At 67.8% G+C, this 26,146-nt stretch carries 23 protein-coding genes; 9 read left to right on the forward strand and 14 right to left on the reverse strand.

Features of this window, described 5'->3' with window-relative positions; all coding sequences use genetic code 11:
• The 3 genes from ON33_RS22375 to secA all read right to left on the reverse strand — a co-directional run.
• On the reverse strand, positions 1 to 1,042 hold a 1,042-nt coding region (locus tag ON33_RS22375; RefSeq protein WP_169336833.1), incomplete at its 3' end, for an AAA family ATPase.
• A gap of 404 nt (positions 1,043 to 1,446) precedes the next feature.
• Positions 1,447 to 1,686 carry a hypothetical protein gene (locus ON33_RS22380; RefSeq protein ID WP_040861017.1) on the reverse strand — a complete coding sequence of 80 codons (240 nt, stop codon included), beginning with the start codon at positions 1,684 to 1,686 and terminating at the stop codon, positions 1,447 to 1,449.
• A 183-nt stretch (positions 1,687 to 1,869) separates the two neighbouring features.
• Positions 1,870 to 4,716: a preprotein translocase subunit SecA gene (secA, locus tag ON33_RS22385; RefSeq protein WP_040861018.1), complete on the reverse strand. Its 2,847-nt coding sequence runs from the start codon at positions 4,714 to 4,716 to the stop codon at positions 1,870 to 1,872.
• 472 nt (positions 4,717 to 5,188) lie between these two features.
• Here secA and ON33_RS22390 point away from each other — a divergent pair, with 472 nt between their 5' ends.
• The 7 genes from ON33_RS22390 (at position 5,189) to ON33_RS22420 (ending at position 12,793) form a co-directional block, all read left to right on the forward strand.
• Positions 5,189 to 6,610, forward strand: a complete 1,422-nt coding sequence (locus tag ON33_RS22390; protein ID WP_040861019.1) for a WS/DGAT/MGAT family O-acyltransferase — start codon at positions 5,189 to 5,191, stop codon at positions 6,608 to 6,610.
• A 52-nt stretch (positions 6,611 to 6,662) separates the two neighbouring features.
• Positions 6,663 to 7,181 carry a DUF6912 family protein gene (locus ON33_RS22395; RefSeq protein WP_040861051.1) on the forward strand — a complete coding sequence of 173 codons (519 nt, stop codon included), beginning with the start codon at positions 6,663 to 6,665 and terminating at the stop codon, positions 7,179 to 7,181.
• 136 nt (positions 7,182 to 7,317) lie between these two features.
• A complete protein-coding gene (locus tag ON33_RS22400; protein WP_040861020.1) occupies positions 7,318 to 8,481 on the forward strand; it encodes a ferredoxin reductase in 1,164 nt (387 codons plus the stop codon).
• 131 nt (positions 8,482 to 8,612) lie between these two features.
• Positions 8,613 to 10,067 carry a fatty acid desaturase family protein gene (locus tag ON33_RS22405; RefSeq protein ID WP_051152648.1) on the forward strand — a complete coding sequence of 485 codons (1,455 nt, stop codon included), beginning with the start codon at positions 8,613 to 8,615 and terminating at the stop codon, positions 10,065 to 10,067.
• 95 nt (positions 10,068 to 10,162) lie between these two features.
• On the forward strand, positions 10,163 to 11,413 hold the full coding sequence (locus ON33_RS22410) for a fatty acid desaturase family protein (protein ID WP_040861021.1): 1,251 nt from the start codon (positions 10,163 to 10,165) through the stop codon (positions 11,411 to 11,413).
• A 141-nt stretch (positions 11,414 to 11,554) separates the two neighbouring features.
• Positions 11,555 to 12,187, forward strand: a complete 633-nt coding sequence (gene bluB / locus ON33_RS22415; protein WP_040861053.1) for a 5,6-dimethylbenzimidazole synthase — start codon at positions 11,555 to 11,557, stop codon at positions 12,185 to 12,187.
• 69 nt (positions 12,188 to 12,256) lie between these two features.
• Positions 12,257 to 12,793, forward strand: a complete 537-nt coding sequence (locus tag ON33_RS22420) for a YceI family protein (RefSeq protein WP_040861022.1) — start codon at positions 12,257 to 12,259, stop codon at positions 12,791 to 12,793.
• Between the two features lie 293 nt (positions 12,794 to 13,086).
• On the opposite strand, the gene ON33_RS22425 is transcribed toward ON33_RS22420, so the two are convergent.
• The 10 genes from ON33_RS22425 to ON33_RS22470 form a co-directional block, all read right to left on the reverse strand.
• Entirely contained in the window at positions 13,087 to 13,740 is a 654-nt protein-coding gene (locus ON33_RS22425) for a hypothetical protein (RefSeq protein WP_040861023.1), read from the reverse strand.
• 22 nt (positions 13,741 to 13,762) lie between these two features.
• Positions 13,763 to 14,065: a hypothetical protein gene (locus tag ON33_RS38425; RefSeq protein WP_157184673.1), complete on the reverse strand. Its 303-nt coding sequence runs from the start codon at positions 14,063 to 14,065 to the stop codon at positions 13,763 to 13,765.
• Positions 14,066 to 14,137: 72 nt separating this feature from the next.
• Positions 14,138 to 14,581 (reverse strand): hypothetical protein, encoded by a 444-nt coding sequence (locus ON33_RS22435; RefSeq protein ID WP_157184674.1) that lies wholly within the window; start codon positions 14,579 to 14,581, stop codon positions 14,138 to 14,140.
• A gap of 196 nt (positions 14,582 to 14,777) precedes the next feature.
• Positions 14,778 to 16,070, reverse strand: a complete 1,293-nt coding sequence (locus tag ON33_RS22440; protein ID WP_040861025.1) for an acetyl-CoA C-acyltransferase — start codon at positions 16,068 to 16,070, stop codon at positions 14,778 to 14,780.
• 123 nt (positions 16,071 to 16,193) lie between these two features.
• Entirely contained in the window at positions 16,194 to 16,865 is a 672-nt protein-coding gene (gene hpf / locus ON33_RS22445; protein WP_085996827.1) for a ribosome hibernation-promoting factor, HPF/YfiA family, read from the reverse strand.
• A 231-nt stretch (positions 16,866 to 17,096) separates the two neighbouring features.
• A complete protein-coding gene (locus ON33_RS22450) occupies positions 17,097 to 17,741 on the reverse strand; it encodes a ComF family protein (RefSeq protein WP_040861026.1) in 645 nt (214 codons plus the stop codon).
• 16 nt (positions 17,742 to 17,757) lie between these two features.
• On the reverse strand, positions 17,758 to 19,557 hold the full coding sequence (gene lpqB, locus ON33_RS22455; RefSeq protein WP_040861027.1) for an MtrAB system accessory lipoprotein LpqB: 1,800 nt from the start codon (positions 19,555 to 19,557) through the stop codon (positions 17,758 to 17,760).
• On the reverse strand, positions 19,554 to 21,521 hold the full coding sequence (gene mtrB, locus ON33_RS22460) for an MtrAB system histidine kinase MtrB (RefSeq protein WP_083869204.1): 1,968 nt from the start codon (positions 21,519 to 21,521) through the stop codon (positions 19,554 to 19,556). Before mtrB ends, lpqB begins: the two co-directional genes overlap by 4 nt.
• Positions 21,518 to 22,195 (reverse strand): MtrAB system response regulator MtrA, encoded by a 678-nt coding sequence (gene mtrA / locus ON33_RS22465; protein WP_033090495.1) that lies wholly within the window; start codon positions 22,193 to 22,195, stop codon positions 21,518 to 21,520. Before mtrA ends, mtrB begins: the two co-directional genes overlap by 4 nt.
• Before the next feature lie 78 nt (positions 22,196 to 22,273).
• The gene (locus ON33_RS22470; protein WP_040861028.1) at positions 22,274 to 22,921 is read right to left on the reverse strand and encodes a dTMP kinase; all 648 of its coding nucleotides are present in this window, start codon (positions 22,919 to 22,921) and stop codon (positions 22,274 to 22,276) included.
• 123 nt (positions 22,922 to 23,044) lie between these two features.
• On the opposite strand from ON33_RS22470, the gene ON33_RS22475 reads away from it, so the two are divergent.
• The gene (locus ON33_RS22475) at positions 23,045 to 24,112 is read left to right on the forward strand and encodes a glycerophosphodiester phosphodiesterase (protein ID WP_040861057.1); all 1,068 of its coding nucleotides are present in this window, start codon (positions 23,045 to 23,047) and stop codon (positions 24,110 to 24,112) included.
• A 79-nt stretch (positions 24,113 to 24,191) separates the two neighbouring features.
• Positions 24,192 to 24,497, forward strand: coding sequence for a hypothetical protein (locus tag ON33_RS22480; RefSeq protein WP_157184675.1), 306 nt, complete (start codon positions 24,192 to 24,194; stop codon positions 24,495 to 24,497).
• Between the two features lie 142 nt (positions 24,498 to 24,639).
• Here the strand turns inward: ON33_RS22480 and ahcY are convergent, their stop codons facing one another.
• A complete protein-coding gene (gene ahcY / locus ON33_RS22485; protein WP_040861030.1) occupies positions 24,640 to 26,115 on the reverse strand; it encodes an adenosylhomocysteinase in 1,476 nt (491 codons plus the stop codon).
• Positions 26,116 to 26,146: the final 31 nt, after the last annotated feature.

A 26,146-nucleotide genomic window follows, 5' to 3' on the forward strand; every position in this document is an offset into this window, starting at 1 on the left:
GCAGGTCCGCCGCGCCCGGTTCGGTCATCGCGTCCGCGACGGCCAGCTGCGCGGCGCGGCGCGCGGCGGCGGTGGCGGCATCGTGGGCGGCGGCGCACAGCAGGGCGTGGGCGCGCTCCACCCGGCCGTCGCCGACCGCGAGCAGCCCTGCGGCCGTGGCGAATTCCCAGTCGGCGGCGTCGACGCCGAGGGCCGCCGCGGCGGCGGTCACGATGCCCAGCACGCCGCGGGTCTCGGTGGCGGCGACGGTCAGCAGCACCCGCACCCCGGCGGGCAGCGCGGCGACGCGATCACGGAAGGCCGCGCGCAGTCCGGGTCCCAGCGCGGTCGGTTCGGGCGCGGTGCCCGCGAGATCACCGACGACGTCCGGCAATTCGTGCAGGGCGAGCGGATTGCCACCGGCCACGGCGAGGATCCGGGCCAGCCGCAGCGCGCCCAGCGGACCGTGCCGCTCGGCGAGCAGGCGGCGCGCGTCGGCCTCGGGCAGGCCGGTGACCGGCAATGCGGGCAGGTCCCGCCATAGTGTGTCGGCCGGATCGTCGCGCAGTGCCACCAGCAGCGTGATTTGCACCGCGGTCAGGCGGCGGATCGCGAAGACGAGCGCGTGCGCCGATTCCGGATCCACCAGCCGGGCCTCGTCCACCACCAGTAGCAGCGGGCCCTCGTCGGCCAGCCCCGACAGCAGCCGCACCAGGGCGGCGCCGACCAGGAAGGTGTCGGCCGCACCGGAGTGCAGGCCGAGCACCACGCCCAGGGCCCGGGACTGGGCCGCCGGCAGCGTCGGCAGCCGGTCGGCCACGGGTAGCAGCAGTTCGTGCAGCGCCGCGAAGTTCAGCTCGGCTTCGGCGTGAATGCCCTGACAGCGCAGCACCCGGAAATCGGTGGCGCGTTCGACGGCGGCGCGCAGCAGCGCGGTCTTGCCGATGGCCGGATCACCGTACAGCACGAGCGCCGAACCCCGCCCCGAACGCGCCGCCGCCAGGGCGTGATCCACCTGGATCCGTTCGCGTTCCCGCCCGTAAAGCCTCAGGTCCTCCCACACATCGGGGAAATTTAGCTCAGCTAATAGCGTGCAACCAAGCGGCGATCCAGTAACTGGCACAAAATGTCCCGAATGACGCACATCACAAAATTGACAGGAGCAATTCTATTAACGCGCAGGCGTGTTCACGCGATAGCAATGCCCTCGATTGCGGTCCCCCGCGAAGTTAAAGGGCGCAAATGGGATTCGGCCCAGCGACTCCCCATACCTATTACCCGCCGGTATGCCGTCGAAACACTCGGGCGGCAGCAAATTTCAGCGAACCCGAACTCGGCCGCCTCTCGGACACCCAAATTGGACAGCCCTTCAGGAATCGGCCCCCGGTTCATTTGCCGAAAATGACAGTGCCCCCGGCGATTTCGCCGAGGGCACCGTTTCCGTGCGATCCGGGGACCGGCGCTCGATCAACGGAAGAGCGTCATGTACCAGAGGCCGTCGGCGCCCTGATCGCACCGCCACTGCCAGCCGTCCTCGCCCCGCAGCTGCACGCCGCCCGCCTGGAACGAGCCGCCGTTGCCGTCGGCGGCGCAGGCGTCGACGGTGGCGTAGTTGCCGTCGACAGTCAGCGTCTCCGCGTGCGCGGTCGCGACACCGAGCCCGGCGACACCGAGGGCCATGGCGGCGAGGGCAAAAGTCTTGCGCATGTTCGTGTTCCTTCCTTCGCGGCCACCCCTCGGCGACCGCAACGGAACCCATTTCAGCGGACCGATCATGACGGTTTCATGACCGGCGCGAAACCACAGGTCCGCACGGGAAAACACCGGCCCCGCAGGGAAAAACACAACGCCCCGGGTGTGAACACCCGGGGCGCAGCGTGTTTCGGCGGCCTAGTGGCGGCGCTTGGAGCGCGGGGCGCGGTCGCCCTTGCCCTGGGCGCGCGCCGCCTCGCGGCGCTCGCGGCGGGTGCCGCCCTGACCGTCGCCGTCTTCGAAGCCGTACTCGTCACGGTCGCTGCGGATGGCGGCGTGACCGCCCTCGTCCGGACCCGAGTAGGACAGGCCGCGCGGACCCGACTCGTCGATGCCCTTGGCGCGCAAGGCCGCCGGAACGCCATTGCCGTTGCCGGCCGCGGCCGCGTCCTCCTCGGTGGGGAGCGGACGGTGGCCGACCGGCGACTGCAGGCCGGCGGCCACGTTCACGCCCACCGGCTGCGGCTGCTGCACCTCGACCTGGAGGTTGAACAGGAAGCCGACCGACTCCTCCTTGAGGCCCTCGAGCATGGCCGCGAACATGTCGAAGCCCTCGCGCTGGTACTCGACCAGCGGGTCGCGCTGCGCCATGGCGCGCAGGCCGATGCCCTCCTTGAGGTAGTCCATCTCGTAGAGGTGCTCACGCCACTTGCGGTCCAGGACACTCAGCAGGATCTGGCGCTCCAGGTTCCGCATGCTGCCCTCGCCCGCGAGACCGTCGATCTCCGACTCGCGGTTGTCGTAGGCGGCGTGCGCGTCCTCGAGCACCGCGTCGAGCAGCTCCTCGCGGGTCAGCTCGCCCACCTCGCCGCCGTCGCTCTCACCGGTGAGGTCCTTGTAGTCGATGCCGATGGGGTACAGCGTCTTCAGCGCGCCCCACAGCTTCTCCAGATCCCAGTCCTCGACATAGCCCTCGGCGGTGGCGCCATTGACGTAGGCGGTGATCACGTCGGTGATCATCTCCTGCACCTGGCCCTCCATATCCTCACCGTTGAGGATGCGGGCGCGCTCGGCGTAGATCACCTTGCGCTGCTGGTTCATGACCTCGTCGTACTTGAGAACGTTCTTGCGGATCTCGAAGTTCTGCTGCTCGACCTGGGTCTGCGCCGACTTGATGGCACGCGAGACCATCTTGGCCTCGATCGGCACATCGTCGGGCAGGTTCAGCCGGGTCATGATCGACTCCAGCGCCGCGCCGTTGAAGCGCCGCATCAGCTCGTCGCCCAGCGACAGGTAGAAGCGGGACTCGCCCGGATCGCCCTGACGGCCGGAACGACCGCGCAGCTGGTTGTCGATGCGCCGCGACTCGTGGCGCTCGGTGCCCAGCACGTAGAGGCCACCCGCGTCGCGGACCGCCTCGGCGTCCTCGTCCACCTGCTCCTTGACCCGCTCCAGGGTCGGGTGCCACTGGGCCTCGTACTCGTCCGGGGTCTCCACCGGGTCCAGGCCCTGCCGGCGCAGCAGGATGTCGGCGATGATGTCCGGGTTGCCGCCCAGCACGATGTCGGTACCACGACCGGCCATGTTGGTGGCGACGGTGACCGCGCCCGGGCGGCCCGCCTCGGCGACGATCTGCGCTTCCTGCTCGTGGAACTTGGCGTTCAGCACGTTGTGCGGGATGCCGCGCTTGGTCAGCAGCTTGGACAGGTACTCCGAGCGCTCGACCGAGGTGGTGCCGACCAGGACCGGCTGGCCCTGCTCGTGCTTCTCCTGGATGTCGTCGGCGACCGCGGCGAACTTGGCCTCTTCGGTCTTGTAGATCAGGTCGGACTGATCCTGGCGGACCATCGGCTTGTTGGTCGGGATCGGCACCACACCCAGGCCGTAGGTCTGGTGCAGCTCGGCCGCCTCGGTCTCGGCGGTACCGGTCATGCCCGACAGCTTGTCGTACAGACGGAAGTAGTTCTGCAGCGTGATGGTGGCCAGCGTCTGGTTCTCCGGCTGGATCTCCACGCCTTCCTTGGCCTCGATGGCCTGGTGCATGCCCTCGTTGTAGCGGCGGCCCACCAGGATTCGGCCGGTGAACTCGTCGACGATGATGACCTCGCCGTTGCGGACGATGTAGTCCTTGTCCTTGGTGTAGAGCTCCTTGGCCTTGATGGCGTTGTTCAGGTAGCTCACCAGCGGCGAGTTGGCCGCCTCGTACAGGTTGTCGATGCCCAGCTGGTCCTCGACGAATTCGACGCCGGCCTCGTGCACACCGATGGTGCGCTTCTTGATGTCGACCTCGTAGTGCAGGTCCTTCTTCAGCAGCGGCGCGATGCGCGCGAACTCCGCGTACCACTTCGAGGAGGCGTCGGCCGGGCCCGAGATGATGAGCGGGGTGCGGGCCTCGTCGATGAGGATGGAGTCGACCTCGTCGACGATGGCGAAGTTGTGCCCGCGCTGGACCAGATCGTCCAGCGAGTGGGTCATGTTGTCGCGCAGGTAGTCGAAGCCGAACTCGTTGTTGGTGCCGTAGGTGATGTCGGCGGCGTACGCCTCGCGACGCTCGGCCGGGCTCATGCCACCCAGGATCACGCCGACCTCGAGGCCGAGGAAGCGGTGCACGCGGCCCATCCACTCGGCGTCGCGCTTGGCCAGATAGTCGTTGACGGTGACGACGTGCACGCCCTCGCCGGAGATGGCGTTGAGATAGGCGGGCAGCACACAGGTCAGGGTCTTGCCCTCACCGGTCTTCATCTCCGCCACATTGCCGATGTGCAGGGCGCCGCCACCCATGATCTGGACCTTGTAGTGCTTCTGGTTCAGCACTCGCCAGGACGCTTCCCGCGCGGTCGCGAACGCCTCCAGCAGCAGCTCGTCGAGGCTCTCGCCCTCGGCATACCGCTGCTGGAACTCCGCGGTCTTGGCCTGCAGCTCGGCGTCGGTGAGGGCCGTGTACTCCTCGTCGAGAGCGATGACCTCATCCGCCAGGCTTGCCAGCCGCTTGACCGTGCGACCTTCACCAATCCGTAGCAACCTTGAAAAACTCAGCGCAGGCACGGGTCTTGTAGTCCTCTGGTCGGTGTTGTCGGTAGCCCCCACCATGGCGGGAAGCCTGCGCGCGGGCGCGCAATCACTAGCCATGGTAATCCGGTGCCCATCGTAGGTGCTGAACTGCGCGGGCGATGGTGTGCGTGCTGAGGGAAAGCTGTGAAACGGCGCGGCCCGCGCCATTGCCCGGGCCCGATTCGGAGCCCCAGCGACCGCTCAGCGAATGGTCTTGCGTCCGAGGCTGTTTCATTACCCCTGACGTAGGATGTAGGGGGTCCGGCGTGCGGAGGCCTGCGCCCGCGCACCCGGAGCAGGGGACACCGCGGACGGTGTGCGATCTCGGGCAGTGCGGCCCATCCATTCCCCCAGGTGATCGGATTGCGATAGCTTGCCTCTCGGGACGGCTTCATGCCGTGGGCATGCCGACGCCTGGCAGGGGGACACTGCGGGCGCAGGCAGGGACTAGGGAGTAGCGGGCAGCGTGATCACCAGACTGACGCCCCAGGACGCGTCGTTCTATCGGCTGGAATCCAGCAGCAACCCCATGCACATCGGATCCCTGGCCATCCTGCGCAATCCCGCGCCGGCCGGAAACTCCGGGACCGGACCGCTGGATTACGACCGCCTGGTGGCCCTGGTCGAGTCGCGGCTGCCGCTGGTCCCGCTGTACCGCCGCAAGGTGCGGGAGATCCCGTTCACGCTGGGCCGTCCGATATGGGTGGACGACAGCCAGTTCGACATCACCTATCACGTCCGTCGCTCGGCGCTGCCCGAGCCGGGCACCGACGAACAGCTGCTGGACCTGGTGGCCCGGCTGGCCTCCCGCCCGCTCGACAACACCCGGCCGCTGTGGGAGATGTACCTGGTCGAGGGCCTGTCCGAGGGCCGCTGCGCGATCTTCACCAAAACCCACTCGGCCCTGGTCGACGGGGACGGCGCGCTCGAGATCGGGCATGTGATCCTGGACACCTCCACCGCGCCCCGCGAGGTCGCCGATCATGCCTGGATCGCTCATCGCGAACCCGCCGACCTCGAACTGCTGTTCGGCGCGATGCTGCACCTGGCCACCCAGCCGCGCGAGGGCCTGGAGGTGGCCCGCCACCACGTGGCCGAAGCGTTCGCCATGGTCGATGCCACCGGCAAGGCGGTGCAGAAACTGGTGTCCATGGTCCGGGCCGCGGCCATCGGCGCGCCCGACAGCCCCCTGAACACCCGCACCTCGCGCAATCGCCGATTCGAGGTGGTGCGCACCGACCTCGAGGACTACCGCAAGATCCGCAAGCGGTTCGACTGCTCCATCAACGATGTGATCCTCGCGGTGGTGACGGGCGCGCTGCGCAACTGGCTGCTCTCGCGCGGGCAGGTGCTGACCGAGGCCGACGCGCTGCGCGCGGTGGTGCCCATGTCGGTGTACGCCGACGGGCCCAACGGCGAGCTCAAACCGGCGGGCGAGGTCACCTCGCTGCTACTGGATCTGCCCGTGGGCGAACAGAATCCGGTGATCCGCATGGAGCACATCAAGCACGCCACCGAGGCGCACTCCCGGCATCAGCGCGGCGTACGCGCCCGGACGCTGGTGCACATGGCCGGATTCGCTCCGGCGAGCCTGCATGCCATGAGCGTGCGCTCGGCGAGTACTTTTGCAGAGCACACGTTCAATCTGGTGATCACCAACGCGCCGGGTCCGCAGCAGCCCATGTACATCGGCGGCGCGCGGATGCTGGAGATGTACCCGGTATCGCCGCTGCTGCGCTTTCAGGCTCTGAGCATCGGGCTCACGTCCTACGACGGACGGGTGTTCTACGGACTCACCGCCGATCGCGACGCCATGGCGGACATCGCGGTGCTGACCGCTTCGGTGCACGAGTCGATGGAGGAGATGCTCGGTGCCTGCGTCCAGTGAGTCGTCCCGGGTCTCGAAGAAGCTACGCGTCTATGTTCCGGCCACCGTGCCGATGCTGCGGGAACTGGTCGCCGACCGCGAGATTCGCGCGCTCAACGACACCGCCTTCGCGGTGACCCCGGCGCTGCGCGAGGCCTACGCCTCCGGCGACGACGAGGAGCTGGCCGAGGTCGCCATGGCCGAGGCCGCGCGCGCCTCGCTGCGCCTGCTCGCCGAGGAACAGGCCGCCGCCGATGTGCGCGGCGACCGCGCGGGCGACGACTCCGAGGCCGCCCCCGCCGGACCGGTCTTCCGCCGCGCGGTCATCGCCGCCGATGTGGACGGCGCCACCCTGCGCCCGGACCTGGACGACGCCGTGGTGCGGCTGTCCGGTCCCATCACCTACGACCGCATCGCCTCCATCCACGTGGATCTGGCCGAGGCCGAGTCCGAGGTATCCAAGGCCGTCGAGGTCATCGACGCCGCCGACATGGGCGACGCCGACGCCGAATTCGTGCTCGGCGACGCCGAGGACCACCAGCTCGCCTGGTACGCCGCCCAGGAACTCCCGTTCCTGCTCGACCTGCTCTGACGGAACTTCAACAGGTAGTTCCGGCTGCGTAACCTACGATGCCGTAACCTTGCTGTGACGGTCGCCCATCACAAGGGCGACAGCGTACGGACGACGCGCTGACCAGCGCGCACGACGACAGGAAGCGTTCCGGGATATGGCATCGAAGAGTGGCGGGTTCTCCGTGCGAGGACTGCGGGACTGGCTGGAAGCCCCCGTGGCCGAAGGCGGCACCGGCGGACGAACCCCCCTCGACGCGCTGCGCGGCGCGGCCGCGCGCATCACCACTCCCCTGCTGCCCGACGACTACCTGCACCTGGTGAACCCGCTGTGGTCGGCGCGCGAACTGCGCGGCCGCATCGTGGATGTGCGCAAGGAGACCGCGGATTCGGCGACCCTGGTGATCAAGCCGGGCTGGGGATTCGACTTCAAATTCGAGCCGGGCCAGTACATCGGCATCGGCGTGCTGGTGGACGGCCGCTGGCACTGGCGCTCGTATTCGCTGACCTGCCCGCCGGATTGGACCGGCGACAGCGCGCACAAGGGCCGACGCCTGATCTCCATCGCCGTCAAGGCGATGCCGGAGGGCTTCCTGTCCAGCCACATCGTCTCCGGCGTCCCGGCCGGGACCATCGTGCGCCTGGCCGCGCCGCGGGGCGGTTTCGTGCTGCCGGATCCGGCGCCGTCGAAGGTGCTGTTCCTGACCGCGGGCTCGGGCATCACCCCGGTGATGGCCATGCTGCGCACCATGGATCGCCGCAACGCCGTCCCGGACGTCATGCACGTCCACTCCGCCCGTACCCCCGACGATGTCATGTTCGGTGACGAGCTGCGCGCAATGCACGACCGGCACCCGGGTTTCACCGCGCACCTGCACCTGACCGGCGAGCAGGGCAAGTTCGCGCTCGCCGATCTGGACGAGGTGGTCCCGGACTGGCGCGAGCGCGAGGTCTGGGCCTGCGGCCCGCTGCCCATGCTGGACGAGATCGAGAAGTACTGGGCCGCCGCGGGTCTGGAGGCCAAGCTGCACGTGGAGCGCTTCGAGATCGAGCGCAACGCCACCGGCGAGGGCGGCACCGTCACCTTCGCCAAGGCCGGCCGCACCGCCGAGGTCGACGGCGCGACCACGCTGTTGCAGGCCGGTGAGGGCGCGGGCGTGCAGATGCCGTTCGGCTGCCGCATGGGCATCTGCCAGACCTGTGTGGTCACGGTGACCGAGGGTCATGTGCGGGATCTCCGCAACGGCAAGGAGCACCGGGCCGGGGACAAGATCCAGACCTGCATCTCGGCCGCGGCGGGCGACTGCACCCTCGAGGTATGACGCGCACACGGTGTGAGACGGCGCCGCCCGAGAACGGCTACCCTCGATAGCAGTCGAGCCTGAACACGGTCCCATCGGGACCGACCACCCGCGCAGCGGTGCGAGGCAGATCAACCACGGAAGGACTGCCGGTGGCCATCACCGACATAAAGGCATTCGCCCATCTCACGGCGGCCGATATCGAGACCCTGGGTCAGGAACTCGACACCGTCCGGCGCGATATCGAGCACTCGCTCGGTGAACGCGATGCCCGCTACATCCGGCGCACCATTGCGGCGCAACGGATTCTGGAGGCCGCTGGCCGCGCCACACTCTTCGCGTCGAAGAAGCGCTGGGCGTGGCTGACCGGCACCGCGCTGCTGTCGGTCGCCAAGATCATCGAGAACATGGAGCTCGGGCACAACATCAGCCACGGGCAATGGGATTGGATGAACGACCCGGAGATCCACTCCACCACGTGGGAGTGGGATATGACGGGCACCTCGGCGCAGTGGAAGGCCGCGCACAACTATTCGCATCACATGTACACCAACATCCTCGACATGGATGACGATCTGGGCTTCGGCATCCTGCGCATGACGCGCGACGAGGAATGGAAGCCGATCAATCTGGCGCAGCCGGTCGCGAACCTGTTTCTGGCCGCGCTGTTCGAGTGGGGCATCGCGTTGCACGATCTGGCGGCCACCAAGGAGCAGATGGGTGTGCCCCAGAGCCGGCTCTTCCCCCCGCGCGACATCATCAACGAACCCAACAAGGCTTTCTGGCAGAAGGCCGGTAAACAGGTCGCCAAGGATTTCGTGATCTATCCGGCGCTCACCGGTCGCGCCTGGAAGTCGACCCTGAAGGCGAACGCCACCGCGAACCTGATCCGCAATCTGTGGGCGTACGCGGTGATCTTCTGCGGCCATTTCCCGGACGGCGCGGAGAAGTTCACCGAGGAGCAGTTCGAGAACGAGACGCAGGCCGAGTGGTACCTGCGGCAGATGCTGGGCAGCGCCAATTTCGACGCGGGCCCGGTGATGGCGTTCATGAGCGGCAATCTCAGCTACCAGATCGAGCACCACCTGTTCCCGGACATTCCGAGCAATCGGTATCCCGAGGTGTCGGTGAAGGTGCAGGAGCTGTGCGACAAGTACGACCTGCCGTACACCACCGGCTCGCTGGGCAAGCAATACCTGTTGGCGTTCCGCACGATTCACAAGCTGGCGCTGCCGGATCAGTGGCTCAAGCGGACCTCCGACGATGCGCCGGAGACCTCCTCGGAGCGCAAGTTCGCGGGAATCTCCCTGCCCTCGATGCCGACCTGGAACGGCAGTGAATGGCTGGCCGGGCACAGTGCGAGCGAGTGGCTGGCCGAGCATCAGCCGAACTGGGGCCTGGACCCGGAGACCGGCGAGCGGCGCGGGCTGCGGTCGGCCATGCAGGAGGCCAAGGTGGCGCTCAAGCAGAAGGCCGCGCACGAGAAGCAGGTGTTGCGCGAGGCCAAGGCGGCATTGCAGGAAAAGGCCCGGGCCGAAAAGGCATTGCTGACCGACAAAGCACAGCGTGGAGGCTGGTTCTCGCGTAAACTCCGACGCACTCGCTAGCAGAGTCGAGTCGCGAATACAATGCGGTATTCGACACGTTAGAGATTCGATCTTCGCCAACCTACGGGACCGTAACCTACGGTAGTGTAACCACCATGGCGATCTCGGATGTCAAGGAATACGCGCACCTCACCCCGGAGGACGTCGAAGCGATCGGGGCGGAGCTGGACGCCATCCGCCGTGAGGTCGAATCGTCCCTGGGCGAGAAGGATGCCCGTTACATCCGCAATGTGATCCGTCTCCAGCGCGGCCTCGAAATCAGTGGCCGCGCAGTGCTTTTCGCGAGTCTCTTCCCGCCTGCGTGGCTGGCCGGCGTGGCCCTGCTGGGTACCGCCAAGATCATCGAGAACATGGAGATCGGCCACAATGTGATGCACGGGCAGTGGGACTGGATGAACGACCCGGAAATCCACTCCACCAAATGGGAATGGGACAACGCGGGTCCTTCCGAACACTGGAAGATCACCCACAACTTCCTGCACCACAAGTACACCAACGTGCTGGGCATGGATGACGACATCGGCTACGGCCTGCTGCGTGTCACCCGTGATCAGCGCTGGTCACCGTTCTATCTCGGTCAGCCGGTGTACAACCTGCTGCTGCAGATGTTCTTCGAATACGGTGTCGCCATTCAGCATTTGGAACTGGGCAAGGTCGCCAAGAAGAAGTGGGCCCCGGGTTCGCCCGAGCGCATTCAGTTCGAGCAGGACCGCAAGACGGTGCTCGCGAAGATCGGCAAGCAGGCCGCCAAGGACTATCTGATCTTCCCGCTGCTCACCGGCCCCGCCTTCCTGGGCACGCTGACCGCCAATCTGGCCGCGAACGTGGTCCGCAATGTGTGGACCAACGCGGTCATCTTCTGCGGCCACTTCCCCGACGGCGCCGAGAAGTTCACCAAGTTCGACTGCGACAACGAGACGCAGAGCGAGTGGTATCTGCGCCAGATGCTGGGGTCGGCCAATATCTCCGGCGGCCCGGTCATGCATTTCATGACCGGCAACCTCTCGCACCAGATCGAGCACCACCTGTTCCCGGACATCCCGTCCAACCACCTGCGCGACATCGCGGTGCGGGTGCGGGCGCTGTGCGAGAAGTACGACCTGCCCTACACCACCGGTTCGCTGCCGGTGCAGTACGCCAAGTCGTGGCGCACCATCATGAAGCTGTCGCTGCCCAACAAGTACCTGCGCCGCGGCACCGATGACGCTCCGGAAACCAAGTCGGAGAAGATGTTCGGCGGCGCGGCCACGGTCGACCCGATGACCGGACGCCGCCGCGGTCTGCGCACCGCGCTGCGGGACGGCCGCCGCAAGCTGTCCCGGCGCGAACCGGCCCTGGTCGGCTGAGTCGCCCGCGATCGACGAACGCCCCTGCCGAGTTTCCGGCGGGGGCGTTTTCGCGCGAATGGGCCGCCGACCCCGGCCGTCTCCCGGCCTGGTTCACTGGACGCCGTGTGTTCCGAAGGTCCAGTCAGCGCCACCGAATGTCTGAGCGTCTACGACGCCATCAAACTGCGTCGTGATGTCCGCGCCGAATTCACCGGCGAGGTGGTCGACGACAGTACGCTGCTCCGGATTCTCGAGGCGGCGCATCGGGCGCCCAGCGTCGGCAATTCGATGCCGTGGGATTTCGTGGTGCTGCGGGATCCGGCCACGCTGACCAAGTTCGCCGGCCATGTGGCCGAGAAGCGGCAGCAGTTCCACGATTCGCTGCCGTCGGATCGCGCGGAGACCTTCAATCCGATCAAGATCGAAGGCATCGTGGAGAGCGGTACCGGCATCGTGGTGACCCACAATCAGGCGCGTGGCGGCACCCATGTGCTGGGTCGCGCGACCGTGCCGGAGACCGGCATCTACTCCACCATCCTCGCCATCCAGAACCTGTGGCTGGCGGCCACCGCCGAGGGTGTCGGCGTGGGCTGGGTGAGCTTCTACGACGAGCCCTTCCTTACCGACCTGCTCGCGCTGCCGCCGGGTGTGAAGCCGGTCGCCTGGCTGTGCGTCGGCCCGGTTCACGAGTTCCAGCAGGTGCCCGACCTCGAGCGCTTCGGCTGGCGTAACCGCCGCCCGCTCGAATCCGCCGTCCACTGGGAACAATTCACGCCACGCACGGACGATTAGCCACGGACTGGCAGTCCCTGGAACAAGCCGGTCTGGTTGTGGTCCGGTAACCGGACCACAGTCGAGTTCATGACGACTTCGACCGGTATCGCCCTCACCCCTGGCCTTTGGACCCTGGACGCCGCGACCTCCACCGTCGGCTTCTCGCTGCGCAACTTCGGACTGCTGCGCGTGCGCGGTGAATTCCAGCGCTTCGACACCGAATTCGTGGTGGACCAGACCGGGGCGGCGGCCGTCGCGGCCACCGTCCACCTGGATTCCTTCCACACCGGCAATGCCAAGCGCGACGACCACGTACGCCACGCCGATTTCCTGGACGTGGAACGACGCCCGACCATGACCTTCCGGACGCCCCGGCCGATCCGGATCGGCGAATCCTTCGACGTGCCCGGCGAAGTCACCTTCGGCGACCTGACCCGGCCGCTGCCGCTGACCGTGTCGTGGAACGGACCGCGGCCGCACCCCGTGACCGGACGCCCGGCGATCGGCTTCAAGGCCACCGGCACCCTCGACCGCGGCGACTTCGGCGTCGGCCCCTCCTTCGGCGGCATGATCGGCCGCATCCTCACCGTCGATCTCGGTATCCAATTGCACGAACCGGCCTGATCGACCGGGCTGCCGGAGACGCGAAACCCCGATCCGCACAGGCGGATCGGGGTTTCGCGGTCGGAGGTCAGTGCTGGGAGCGGTTACGTAGCGATGCCCGCGCCGACGGCGACCGGAATGGCCGCACCGGCGGTGAAATCGAGCACACCGCCGAGCACGAGCTATTCGAGAAGACCGCGTGACCCCGGCAACCGAAACAGGCTTCGAAACAGCATTTATCCACGTCGTAGTGATGTGAATGTACGAAAATGCTCCGCCGGTCACAGGTGACCGGCACAGCACACCGGCTTCAGCTACCCCGTCGCGACCGCAGCGATCCGGCGTTCGCGCCGCAGATTCGACAACCCCAGCCCCGACCCGGTCAACAGTACGAGGGTGTCCAGCGGCAGGCGCAGCTCCCAGAACGTCTCCGCGAACCGCTCGGGGTCGGCGGTCGCCGCCAGGCGCAGTCCCGCGAACACGACCCAGGTGAGAGCCGAAGCGGCGAACCAGAATTGGCTACTCGCGACGGGACGCGCCAGCACCACCGTGAGCAGCATCGGGACGTTCACCGCGATCAGCAGCACCGATAACACGATCCCGTATACCGTTGCCGGACCGCTCAATTGGCCGGTGTATCCGCGCTGCGAACTCACCCGCTCGGCCAGCGCGTAGACGATGAGCAGCGCGAGACCGCCGGCGACCGCCACCACCAGCGACGCCCCTTGGAGCCAGTCGTTGTCCCACACCCGCGCGACATGGGCGCACAGCAGACAGACCGCCGCCAGCAGCACCACGTCCGAGACGACGCCGGTGCGCCACTGCGGTTCGACGCCGATCGCGCCGATCGCCAGCAGTGTCAGCACCACGGTGATCAGGCGGGTGCGGGGCGCGACGCACCAGAGGGTGAGCCGGGCCAGTGCCACACCGGCCGTGATCGCGATGGCGATCGCGAAGACGCTCTCCATCCACTCCTCCAGCGGCCGCGCGTCATTCCTCCGGACGTGTCAGTCGCCGGGTCACCTCCGCGGCCAGTTCCGCGCCGCCGGCCGACTGCAGCGCCTCCTGTACCGAGGCGCGTTGTACATCGGCGCGGGTGAGAAACCCGGCCGCGATCAAACCTTCGATCGGACTCACACCATAGGTGCGGCTGAAGGCGATGACCGTTTCCGCGACCGGCGAGTCGCTGCTCAAATGACGGGACACCCGCATCTGGTTGGTGCCCATGCGCGCGGCGATGGCCCGGTCGCTGTCGCCGTTCGACACCGCCTGCTTCCATTCCCGGAATCCCACCACCAAATTGTGGTCCGGACGGGTTTCGGGCGGCAATCCCTCCGTGACGCCCGGTGGGCCGCGCGCCGCAGGTCAGCGCAGCGCCTCGGCCGGGCGGTGCCCGATGACGGCGACGTCGTCGAGGACCACAACCGGATCCCCGGAGTCGTGCTTGCCGGTGATGGTGATGGTCCCGGTGAAGATGTCGCCCTGGGCGATGGTGCGGCCGGCCGGGCCGGCGAGCTCCACCCGGGCGCCGTCGATGGTGTAGTAGTCGGTGGGCCCGCCGCTCACGAAGGCCAGGGTCCACACGGCCGCATCCGAATACACCAGCCCGTACACGGGATGCTGTTCCCCGGCATGCTGTTCGGCGTTGCGCAGCCGCATGTTCAGGTCGTTTTCCGCGACCGGCTGCTGGCCGCCGTCGGATCCGGTCGCCGGAAGTGGCAGCGCCGCAGCGCTTCCCGCACCTCCGATGCCACCTGTACCCGCCGCGACCACGATTGCCGCGGCACCGATCATCGTCCTCGCGACCATGATCTACCTCCGCTCAGCTTTGTTCCTCAGCAATACCCATTCGACACCACATCACCACCAACGTTTTTCGCCGCGACGGCCGGAAACCCCGGTCCGCCGCGGCAAAGCGGGGCCCTACCTGGGCGAAGACACATTCGCGCCGATTCGCGCCGGACGTCGCAGTCGCGAAACCTGTGCTGATACCGCAGTGCGCCGGCTAGACCCGTTCCAGCACCGCCGAGGCGCCGATGCCGCCCGCGGCGCAGATGCCGAGCAGGGCGGTGGATTTGCCGGTGAGGGCGAGTTCGTTGGCCATGGTGGTGACCATGCGGGCACCGGTCGCGCCGAAGGGGTGACCGAGGGAGACCGAGCCGCCGTGCACATTGAGCTTGGCCGGGTCGATCTCGCCGATGGCGGCGTCGCGGTCGAGGCGGGTCTTGGCCCACTCGTGGCTGGCCAGCGCCGAGACCACGGACAGCGTCTGGGCGGCGAAGGCCTCGTGAATGTCCACGAAGTCGATGTCGGCGAGCGACATTCCGGCCTTGTCGAGCGCCCGCGGCATGGAGATGGCCGGACCGATGAGCACCTGGTCGCGCGGATCGACGCTGACGAAGCTCCAGGAGCGGAAGGCGGCCAGCGGCTGGTAGCCGAGGGCGCGGGCCTTCTCCTCGCTCATCAGCAGCACCGCCGACGCGCCGTCGGTGAGCGGGCTGGCATTGCCGGCGGTGACGGTGCCGTTCTCGGCGAAAACCGGTGCCAGCTTGGACAGTTTGGCCAGGCTGGTCTCCGGGCGCACCAACCCGTCCCGCGACACCGCGGTCCCATCGGGCGTGCGGACCGAGAGCACCTCGCGGTCGAAGCGCCCGGAGGCGATGGCGGCGGCGGCCCGGTGATGCGAGGTGGCGGCGAAGTGGTCCTGTGCCCCACGCGAAATGCCGTGGATGCGCGCCATCTTCTCGGCCGACTCGCCCATCACCTCACCGGTGGTGCGCTCGGCGATCTGGGGCCGGCGCGGCATCAGGTCGAAGAACGGCGCCAATTGGGTTGCGGCGGTGAGATAGTCCTTGGGCTTGGGCTTCCCCAGCGCCAGCGGTGCGGCGGCGTGCACCAGCTTCTGCGGCAGCTTGATCTCGGCGTTGCTGGTGGAGTCGCTGCCGCCGGCGACCATGATGTCGTACTCGCCGCGCTCGATGGCGGCCGCCGCCGACACCACCGCCTGCAGCCCGGACGCGCAGGCACGGGTCACGGTGTAGCCCTCGCAGCCCGGGTCCATTTCCAGGTCGAGCGCGATCTCGCGCGCGATGTTCGGCGCTCCGCTGGGCAGAATCACCCCGCCCCACACGATTGCCTGGACGTCCTGCTTGGGCAGCCCGGTCCGTTCCAGCAGCCCGCGCACCGCGGTGTCGGCGAGGTCGATGGAGTCCATCCGAGTGAATTCGGTGAATGCCCGCACGAACGGGGTCCGAGCCCCGGCGACGATGACAGCACGACGAGCGCCCTTGGTAGCCATGGCACAGTTTTAACTGATACATGCCGTAACAGCAAGAGTCCTTCGGCCACACCGCCAGGACAGCAGGCGACCGGGGTCCTTTTCATGACCCCGGTCGAAAGGTTGATGTTCCTCAGCCGCTGATCACGCGAGCCTGATGAGCCCGTAGTCGAAGGCGTGACGGCGGTAGACAACCGACGGTCGGTCGGTCTCCTTGTCCTGGAACAGGAAGAAATCGTGGCCGACCAGCTCCATCTGATAGAGGGCGTCGTCGACTGTCATGGGGATCGCAGGGTGCTGTTTGGTCCGCACCACATGGCCGGGACCGGCGGCTTCGCCGGCCAGCTCATCGGCACTGTGATCGTGTGCGATGGATCCGTTCGCGGAGAACAGGGATTCGTCGATGAGACCCGCCGTCGCCTCCGACACCGAGATCGGCGTTTTGTCACCGTGATGGACGCGACGGCGGTCCTTGAGACGGCGCAGTCTGCTCTCCAGCTTTTCCACCGCGAGCTCGAGGGCCGGATAGAAGCTGTCGGCGCAGGCTTCGGCCCGGACGACCGGCCCCTTGCCGCGGGCGGTGATCTCTATCCGCTGGCAGTTCTTGCGTTGACGACGGTTGCGTTCGTGGGTGAGCTCCACATCGAAGAGATAGATGGTGGGGTCGAAGCGCTCGAGACGAGAGAGCTTGTCCGCCACATGAATTCGGAAATGATCGGGCACTCCGCCCTCGCCCAGCGTCCTGCCCTTGACCACGACATCCGCGTTGGTGGCCCGAGTGGATGAATCGTCTGGACTGACCTTGTCATCGAGCAGCACCGTAGTGTCTGCGTTCTTCGCTGAGAGTCGTGAAGTAGTCGTCACGCGTACCTCCCGGATCTGGCCGCACAAGCCGCTCGTGCGGCGGGATTGAAACGTGTGCCGATCGATGAACTCGCTCGGCACATAAGTCCGAGGCGCCACCTCCAAACTTGCGGTTCGGGTGTCTGATCGCCAACCTAGTGCGCCAGCGACTTGTCCGCCAGTGTTCACGCAAATTTCGGAGAATCAAGCCGCGCAAGTAACCAGCACGGCACGAACAGTCACACTCGCATCAGCCAGCGCACGCACCGATTCCCGTACCGTGACGCCGGTGGTCAACACGTCATCGATCACCACTACCTCGGCATTTGCCGGAAACAGGGCGCCCGGTGGGCGGGTGGTGGCTACGATGATCCGCCCGTGCAGATTGTGCTGACGATCGCGGTGCCCGAGGCCCACCGAGTCGCGCACACCTGGCCGCATGCGCAACATACGTACCAGTCGGCAACCAGGTAGCCAACTCGCCGCGATGTGCGCGGCACGCACCACCGGATCGCCGCCGCGCCGCCGGGCGGCGGCCCCGCGACTGGGCGCCGGCACCAGCACCAGCGGCCGGGCGGTATCCCGCAAATGATCCAGCCCCCTGGCCAATCCGGCTCCGAGCGGCCGTGCCAGGTCCCGGCGGCACTGCTCCTTGGCCGCCAGCACGGCCCGCCGCGGCGCGCCCGCGTAGCCGGCCAGCGCCCAGCACGGCACCCCCGGATCAGCGCGGGGGCGGATCCGGATGGGCGGTCCAGACAGGGCGGCGGCGCAGTCCGCGCACCAGCCGGTCCCGGCCCGCCCGCATCCGCCGCACGCGCGCGGTAGGATCAGATCCAGCAGTTCCCCCATGCCCCTCAGTGTGCGCCTAGCCGGGCAGCACCGGAACCGCGTTGGCCCCCAGACCCGGAACTTCGCGCCAGTAGTCCTCGCGCCCTTCGGGATTGCGGGTCAGCTCCAGCACCGCGCGGGAGTCGGCCACGTACTCCTGATCCGGCGACGCGCTCAGCACGCGCACCGGCGGGGTGAGGTTCTGGGAGCTCTGAGCCCGGAACTCGGAGCCGTCCACCAGCACTCCGGCCACCGGGTCCACATTGCCGTCGCGACCCACCACGACCTTCTCGTCGGTGAGCCAGTCGATGGACACCGCGGGCGTGCTCAGCCCGATGGCCAGAGGCAGCGGCGAGGACAGCGAGAACTTCCCGTTCGGCTGCGGCACCACCACCGCCACATAGACCTTGCCGTTGGCGATGAGGGCCGCCCGCGCCCCGGACGGCGAGATGCGCAGCTCGGTGATGGGGGTGCGCGGCGAGCTCGAATTGGCCGCCGCCGCAGTCAGTTCCGAGATGTCGACGTCCTGCACCGAGACATTGCCGGTGGTGCGGTCGTGCACGGCCCGGATCACCCGGTCACCGTCCACCACCGACCAGGCCGAGCTGCTGTCGGCGGGCCAGGTGGGCCGGGTGAAGGTGCCGCCGGTGGCGACCGGGAAGCCCTGGCCGTCATAGGTGCCGATGATCAGGGTGCGCTCGGGCTCCGGGTCCGGGCGGCCGGACTTGGCGACGGCGGCCACCAGCTGCCCGTCCGGCGACAATCCCACCGTCTGCAGGGTGTGGGTGGCGCCGAAGAAGCCGGGGGCGGCGGTGATTCCGTTGTCGGTGACCGCCACCAGCGACCCGTCGCGCACGGCGTGCAGGCCGGCGTGGTTGCGGGCGATGGTGTCGGGGCTGCGGGCGTCCACGTCGGACCGCTGCCAGCCGTTGACGTACCTGTCCTCCAGCGGTCTGCCGTCGGCGTTGAGCAGGTAGGGGCCGAGCACGTCGGCGCCGGAGAGGGTCAGCACGATCTGGGCGGCCATCAGGTCGCGGGTGGGCGGGTCGAGGGCGGTGGCGCCGGAGAAGTCGACGCTCAGCCCGCCGCCGCCGACACCGGCATTGCCGGGATCGCCGTTCGCCTTGGTGATCGGCCCGCGCAGCGTCACCGGCGCGCCCATCGGGTTGCGCACGGCCGGCGCGAGCGCGGACTGGGGTCCCCCGGAGAGCATGCCGAGCAGCCGCTGCGCCAGCTGGTCCTTGGGGGCGGAGATCCAGCGCAGGTCGGGCACCATGGCCGCCCCGGCCTGGTTGGGGAAGAACAGCGAATACCGGTGGTAGGACTTGGCGAAGGCGGCCTGTTCGACGATCACGCCGGGCGGCAGCTCCTTGATCCGCCACTCGCCGTCGACCTTCTCCATGTCGACCCTGGTCTCCAGGGTGCCGTCACCGGCCCGGTAGGAGCCGTCCGCGGCCAGCTCACCGAGCTTGCGCGCCCGGATCACGTAGGTGGCGGAGTCGCCGCTGCGGGACTCCCGCAGCGTATTGGGCTGCGAGTCCACGATGCTGGTGGTCGCCCCGTCGTCCCACTGCGCATTGGCCGCGGGCGTGAGGAACTGCCGGGCCGCCTGGTGCCGGTTGGCCGGGTCGGCCGTGGCGGCCATGAAGTCCAGCAGCAGCTGCTCGGGTTCCCGCCCTGCGATCGGCGGCATCGGCGAGGCGCTGGTGGGCTGGTGGTCCAGGCTGCCCAGCGCCTGCGGAGCCGAGGAGTCCGGCAGGCTCGCGCACGCGCTGACGCTGAGCAGGCAGCCGAGCACCACCAGGGCCCGGCGCAGGCCCGCGGACGGCCTCCTCATGATTGGCCGTCCCCCGGGGTGGCCGATACCGAGCCGCCGGAAGTGTCACGGCCGGAAGCGGTTCCGCCGGAAGCGGCGGAATCGTCGTCGGCGGCATGGTCTTCCCCGACCTCCGCACCGGCGGTGCCGTCTCCGGAGGGGAATTCCGGGGCGATGGCCTCGAATCCCGGTTCGCCGTGCCCGTTTTCCGCGATCGGCTCCGCGGATCCGAGTTCGGCCGGGGTGCCCTCCGCGGCCGTGGGGCCCGGTTCCAGTGCGGGGGGCGCGGATTCGAGCACGGACGCGACGGAGGCGATGGCCGCCGGCGCGGCGTCCGAGCCGGCGATGTCGAGGGCCAGCTGTTCGGGCGAGACCGCGCCGCGAATCTTGGGCGGCTCCAACGACAGTGGGCTGGGTCCCAGTTTGCGGCCGCGGACCAGCGGCAGGGTGAGCCGGAAGCTGGCGCCCACGCCGATCTCGCCCCACGCCTCGAGCTTGCCCTCGTGCAGGTTGGCGTCCTCGACGCTGATGGACAGGCCGAGGCCGGTGCCGCCGGAGCGGCGCATGCGGGAGGGGTCCGAGCGCCAGAAGCGGTTGAACACCAGCTTCTCCTCGCCGGGCCGCAGGCCCACGCCTTGATCGCGCACCACGATGGCGACGGCGTTGGCGTCCACGTCGCCGCGCATGCGCATGAGGACCGGCTTACCCTCGCTGTGGTCGATGGCATTGGCGAGCAGATTGCGCAGCACGCGTTCGACGCGGCGCGGATCCACCTCGGCCACCAGGGGTTCCTCGGGCATGTCCACCACGAGTTCGACGCCGGATTCCTTGGCCAGGTGCCGCACCGTGGAGACCGCGGCCCGCGCGCACATGCGCACGTCGAGCGATTCCACCTGCAGCTCGGCCACACCCGCGTCGTGGCGGCTGATCTCGAGCAGGTCGTTGAGCAGTCCCTCGAAGCGGTCGAGTTCGTTGACGAGCAGTTCGGCCGAACGCGCCAGCGCCGGGTCCAGATCGTCGCTGGATCCGTGGATGAGGTCGGCCGCCATGCGCACCGTGGTCAACGGTGTGCGCAGTTCGTGGCTGACGTCGGAGGTGAAGCGGCGCTGCAGATTTCCGAACTCCTCGAGCTGAGTGATCTGGTTGGACAGACTCTCGGCCATCTCGTTGAACGACATGGCGAGCCTCGCCATGTCGTCCTCACCGCGCACCAGCATGCGCTCCTTGAGCCGTCCGTCGGCGAAACGACTCGCGATCCGCGCCGCGGATCTGATGGGCAGCACCACCTGTCGCGTCACCAGCGCCGTGATGGCGGCCAGCAGTACCAGCAGCACGATGCCGCCGATGTGCATGGTGCCGCGCATGAGCGAGAGACTGCGCTGCTCGTTGGTGAGCGGGAAGATCAGATAGATCTCCAGCGAGTCGATATCGGCCGAGGGGCTGCCGATGATCAGCGCCGAGCCCTTGTACCCATCCGGACTGGAAACCGTGGCGAACTGATAGGAGACCTGCCGCTGCTTGACGAATTGGCGTAGCTCGGCGGGGATCTCCTGGATGGCGCCCGAGGTGACCTCCTGGCCGCTGTCGCCCGTCATTGCGAGCGCGGCCTCGTAACTGCCTGCGGCGCCGCCGGTCTGGGTCCCGCCGGCGCTGCTGAACAGCGCGCGACGGGCGTCGTCCAGACGACTCTGCTGAGTCCCCGAATCGTGCACACCGGTCAGTTGATTCTGAACGGTGTTGCGGGCGCGACCCATTTCCTCCACGGCCGCGTTGATCTTCGCGTCCAGCAACCGGTCGGTAATCTGACTCGTGAGCACGACGCCCAGAATCGTGATGACGATCAGCGACAGGGTGAGTGTGGACACGACGACGCGCAACTGCAGCGAACGCCGCCATACGTGGCCCAGTTGCTCGCCCAGATTGCGGAACCAGGCCACCGCTACCGCCAGCCACCGCTGAACGCGGTTTCTGGAGCCAGCGATCACGGCGGTCCGGCCTTGTAGCCCACACCTCGGACGGTCAGCACGATCTCGGGGTTCTCCGGATCCTTCTCCACCTTGGCGCGCAACCGCTGGACGTGCACATTGACCAGGCGGGTGTCGGCGGCGTGCCGATAGCCCCAGACCTGTTCCAGCAGCACCTCACGGGTGAACACCTGGCGCGGCTTGCGGGCCAGCGCCACCAGCAGATCGAACTCCAGTGGAGTCAGCGAGATCTGCGCTCCGCCGCGAGTCACCTTGTGCGCGGGCACATCGATGACGATGTCGGCGATGGACAGCAGCTCCTGCGGCTCCTCCTCGGTGCGGCGCAGGCGGGCGCGCACCCGGGCCACGAGCTCTTTCGGCTTGAACGGCTTGACGATGTAGTCGTCCGCACCGCTTTCCAAACCCAGGACGACGTCGACCGTATCGGTCTTCGCCGTCAGCATCACGATGGGCACTCCCGAATCGGCTCGCAGCACCCGGCACACGTCGATGCCGTTCATGCCGGGCAGCATGAGATCCAGCAACACGAGATCCGGACGCAGCTCCCGGACCGCGGTCAGCGCCTGCGTGCCGTCTCCGACGACGTGGGGGTCGAAACCCTCACCCCGCAAGACGATCGTGAGCATCTCCGCGAGAGCCATATCGTCGTCGACGACCAGAATCTTCGGCTTCATAACCTCTAGTTTGTCACCTCTCCGGCTCTGATTCGGCCGCCACGCCAACACTCGTGACCTGTCGGCGCACATCCAACCCTATCCAGCAACAATTTCCGCGAGGCGCGCGGCCAGTGTTGCGGGATCGTCACCGGTCCGATGCACCCACCACGGTCCGTGCCAGTTCATTTCGGCCAGCTCACGGTAGACAGTACCGGTGCGACGCTGCAGACCCCCGTCTTTCTCGTAGGCGTCCAGAGCGCGTTCGGCATCGGCCTCGCCGCGCAGCCGGGCACGCTCCTCGGCGACGTCGACCGGAACGTCCAGGAGGATCTGGACGTCCGGGGCCGGCAGCCCGAAGCGCTCGAACTCCAATTCCTCGATCCAGGCCACGATTTCGCCGTGCGCGTCCTGGTCCATGCGGGCCGCGGAATAGGCGGCGTTGGAGGCGACATAGCGGTCCAGTAGCACGATGTCGTTGTCCGCCAGCAGTTTCGAGAGCTCGTCGCGCGCATCGGCGCGGTCGAGCGCGAACAGCAGCGCCATGGCGTTCACGGACCGAGCGGTATCTCCATGGCCGCCGCGCAGCGCCTCGGCGGCGAGGTCGGCGTGTACCGAGACGCCGTAGCGTGGGAAGGCGAGGGTGGCGACGCGCAGCCCGCGGGCGCGCAGGGCGGCGACGACGGCCTCGGTGAGCGTGCGTTTGCCCGCGCCGTCGAGTCCTTCCACCGGAACCAGTGCACCCATGCCGCGAGAGTACCGAATCGACCGCGGTCCGCCCCGGCGGGATCCCGTTTGCTCGAAAGGCCCAGATATTTGTAGCCATTCGATTGCTATAGTCCCGCCATGACTGCCGTACATGTGGGGTCAATGCAGTTCAAGAGAGCTTTTACGATCCTCGTGATTGCGGTTGCCGTCATCGCACCCACGGCCTGCGGCAGCACCTCCAGCGACCAGAATTCCCCGGTCTCCGTGGCCGATCCGCACCGCCCCTTCGATCTGCAGGCCCACCGCGGCGGCCGCGGTATGACCATCGAGGAGTCGCTGCCCGGTTTCGCCAAGGCCATCGAACTGGGCGTCACCACCCTGGAGCTCGATATCGTGCTCACCGCGGACAAGACGCCGGTGATCTGGCACGACCCGGTCGTCCAGGCCGAGAAGTGCACCGATACCGCACCGGCCTTCCCCGGCGATCCCCGGTTCCCCTATGTCGGCAAGCTGGTTCACGACCTGCGCTACGACCAGATCCGCACCCTCGACTGCGGCAAGAAGCTTGCGGGATTCCAGGCGGCGCAGGAACTTCCGGGCAACCGGATCGCCACCCTGCCGGAACTGTTCGACGTGGTGAAGAGCCATCCGGGCGCGTTCGACGCGGTGCGCTACAACATCGAGACGAAGATCGAGGCCGCGCACCCCGACCAGTCCGCCACCCCCAGGGAGTTCGTCGACGTCATCCTCGGCGCCGTCGAACGGGCCGGGGCTCTCGGCAAGATCGAGATCCAGAGCTTCGACTGGAGCAGCCTGCCACTGGTGCAGGCCCAGAACTCCGCCATCCCCACGGTCGCGCTCTACGACGAGACCACCTTCGCGCCGAACAGTCCGTGGCTGGGCCCGATTCGCTACGAGGAACATGCCGGGAACCCACTCGACGCGATCAAGGCGCTGGGCGCGAACATCGCCTCGCCCGCGTACGTGGATCCGTGGAACGCCGACGCGAAGGTCGGCGACAAGTACTTCAAGCTCACCACCACCGCCGAATACGTCCGGGCGGCGCACGGTATGGGCATCAAGGTGATCCCGTGGACCGTCAACGACAAGGCCACCATCGGCCTGGTGCTCGACCAGGGCGTGGACGGCATCATCACCGACTATCCGAACCGCGCCCGCGACGTCCTGCAGGAGCGGGGCTACCCGCTGCCGAGGTCCTTCCGCAAGTAACCTGCGCAAATCCGAAACACTCGCCATTCAATTCTTGTAGGGTCCCCGTCAACACTCCCCCTGCAAGGAGCGCAACCTGATGAAGTCCCGTCTCGCACACCACGGTCCGCGAGCCGCCATGGCCGCCGTCGCGATCACCGCCGCCGCTCTTTCCACGGCCGCCACCGCGGCCGCCGCCCCGGTGTCCCTCGATCCCGCACCCCCGGCGGTCACCGACCCCGCCACCTCGGTCGCCGACTCCGGCTCGGCCTCCTCGCTCTCGTCCAGCCCGGGCTCGAGCAATGTGGGCGGCACCGGCTCCAGCGCCAGCGAACTGTTCAACGCCGCCCTCTGCACCATCCAGGGCGGTCAGTGGCTCCCCCTGATCGACATCTGCCTCAAGTAGCAGGCGCACGCCCCCTGTGCCGCCGCCCCAATGGGTCGGCGGCACAGTCGTTTCCGGCCCCCGAACGCCGCCCGACAACGAGATTCGGCCGGTCACCCGAGGGTGACCGGCCGAATCTTCAGGCACTACAGGCGGTTTCCGCTCAGTAGCGGTAGTGCTCGGGCTTGTAGGGGCCCTCGACGTCCACGCCGATGTACTCGGCCTGGTCCTTGGTGAGCTTGGTGAGGGTGCCGCCCAGCGCCTCGACGTGGATGCGGGCGACCTTCTCGTCCAGGTGCTTGGGGAGGCGGTAGACCTCGTTGTCGTACTCGTCGGGCTTGGTCCACAGCTCGATCTGCGCGATCACCTGGTTGGAGAACGAGTTCGACATGACGAACGACGGGTGGCCGGTGGCATTGCCCAGGTTCAGCAGGCGGCCCTCGGACAGCACGATGATCGACTTGCCGGACTCCTTGAACGTCCACAGGTCGACCTGCGGCTTGATGTTCAGCCGGTCGGCGCCCGAACGCTCCAGGGCGGCCATGTCGATCTCGTTGTCGAAGTGGCCGATGTTGCCCAGGATGGCCTGGTCCTTCATCGCCTTCATGTGGTCGAGCAGGATGATGTCCTTGTTGCCCGTGGAGGTGACGACGATGTCGGCGTCGCCGATCGCCTGCTCCACGGTGACGACGTCGAAGCCGTCCATCAGCGCCTGCAGCGCGTTGATCGGGTCGATCTCGGTGACCTGGACGCGCGCGCCCTGGCCCTTCATCGACTCCGCGCAGCCCTTGCCGACATCGCCGTAACCGCAGATCAGCACCTTCTTGCCACCGATGAGTACGTCGGTGCCGCGGTTGATGCCGTCGATCAGGGAGTGGCGGGTGCCGTACTTGTTGTCGAACTTAGACTTGGTGACCGAGTCGTTGACGTTGATCGCCGGGAAGACGAGCTCACCCGCGGCGGCGAACTGGTACAGCCGCAGCACGCCGGTGGTGGTCTCCTCGGTGACGCCCTGCACGCTCTCGGCGATCTTGCTCCACTTGCCCTTGTCGGCTTCCAGGCTCGCGCGCAGCAGGTTCAGGAACACCGTGTACTCGGCGGAGTGGGTCTCGTCCTCGGGCGGGACCACGCCGGCCTTCTCGAACTGCGCGCCGCGCAGCACGAGCATGGTGGCGTCGCCGCCGTCGTCGAGGATCATGTTGGCCGGCTCGCCCGGCCAGGTCAGCATCTGATCCGCGGCCCACCAGTACTCCTCCAGCGTCTCGCCCTTCCAGGCGAAGACAGGGGTGCCCTTGGGCTCGTCGATGGTGCCGTGCGGGCCGACCACGACCGCGGCGGCCGCGTGGTCCTGGGTGGAGAAGATGTTGCAGGAGGCCCACCGGACCTCGGCGCCGAGCGCGACCAGGGTCTCGATCAGCACGGCGGTCTGCACCGTCATGTGCAGCGAGCCGGAGATGCGGGCGCCCTTGAGCGGCTGCACGTCGTGGTATTCCCGACGCAGCGCCATCAGGCCCGGCATCTCGTGCTCGGCCAGGCGGATCTCCTTGCGGCCGAAGTCGGCCAGTGACAGGTCCGCCACCTTGTAGTCGATCCCATTGCGGACGTCAGGCGTCATCTTGCTGGACACTGCGGTCGTCATCTGCCTCTCCTGGTCGGCTGCTTCACCCAAA

Source organism: Nocardia niigatensis NBRC 100131, assembly GCF_000308655.1.
Taxonomy (GTDB): Bacteria; Actinomycetota; Actinomycetes; order Mycobacteriales; family Mycobacteriaceae; genus Nocardia; species Nocardia niigatensis.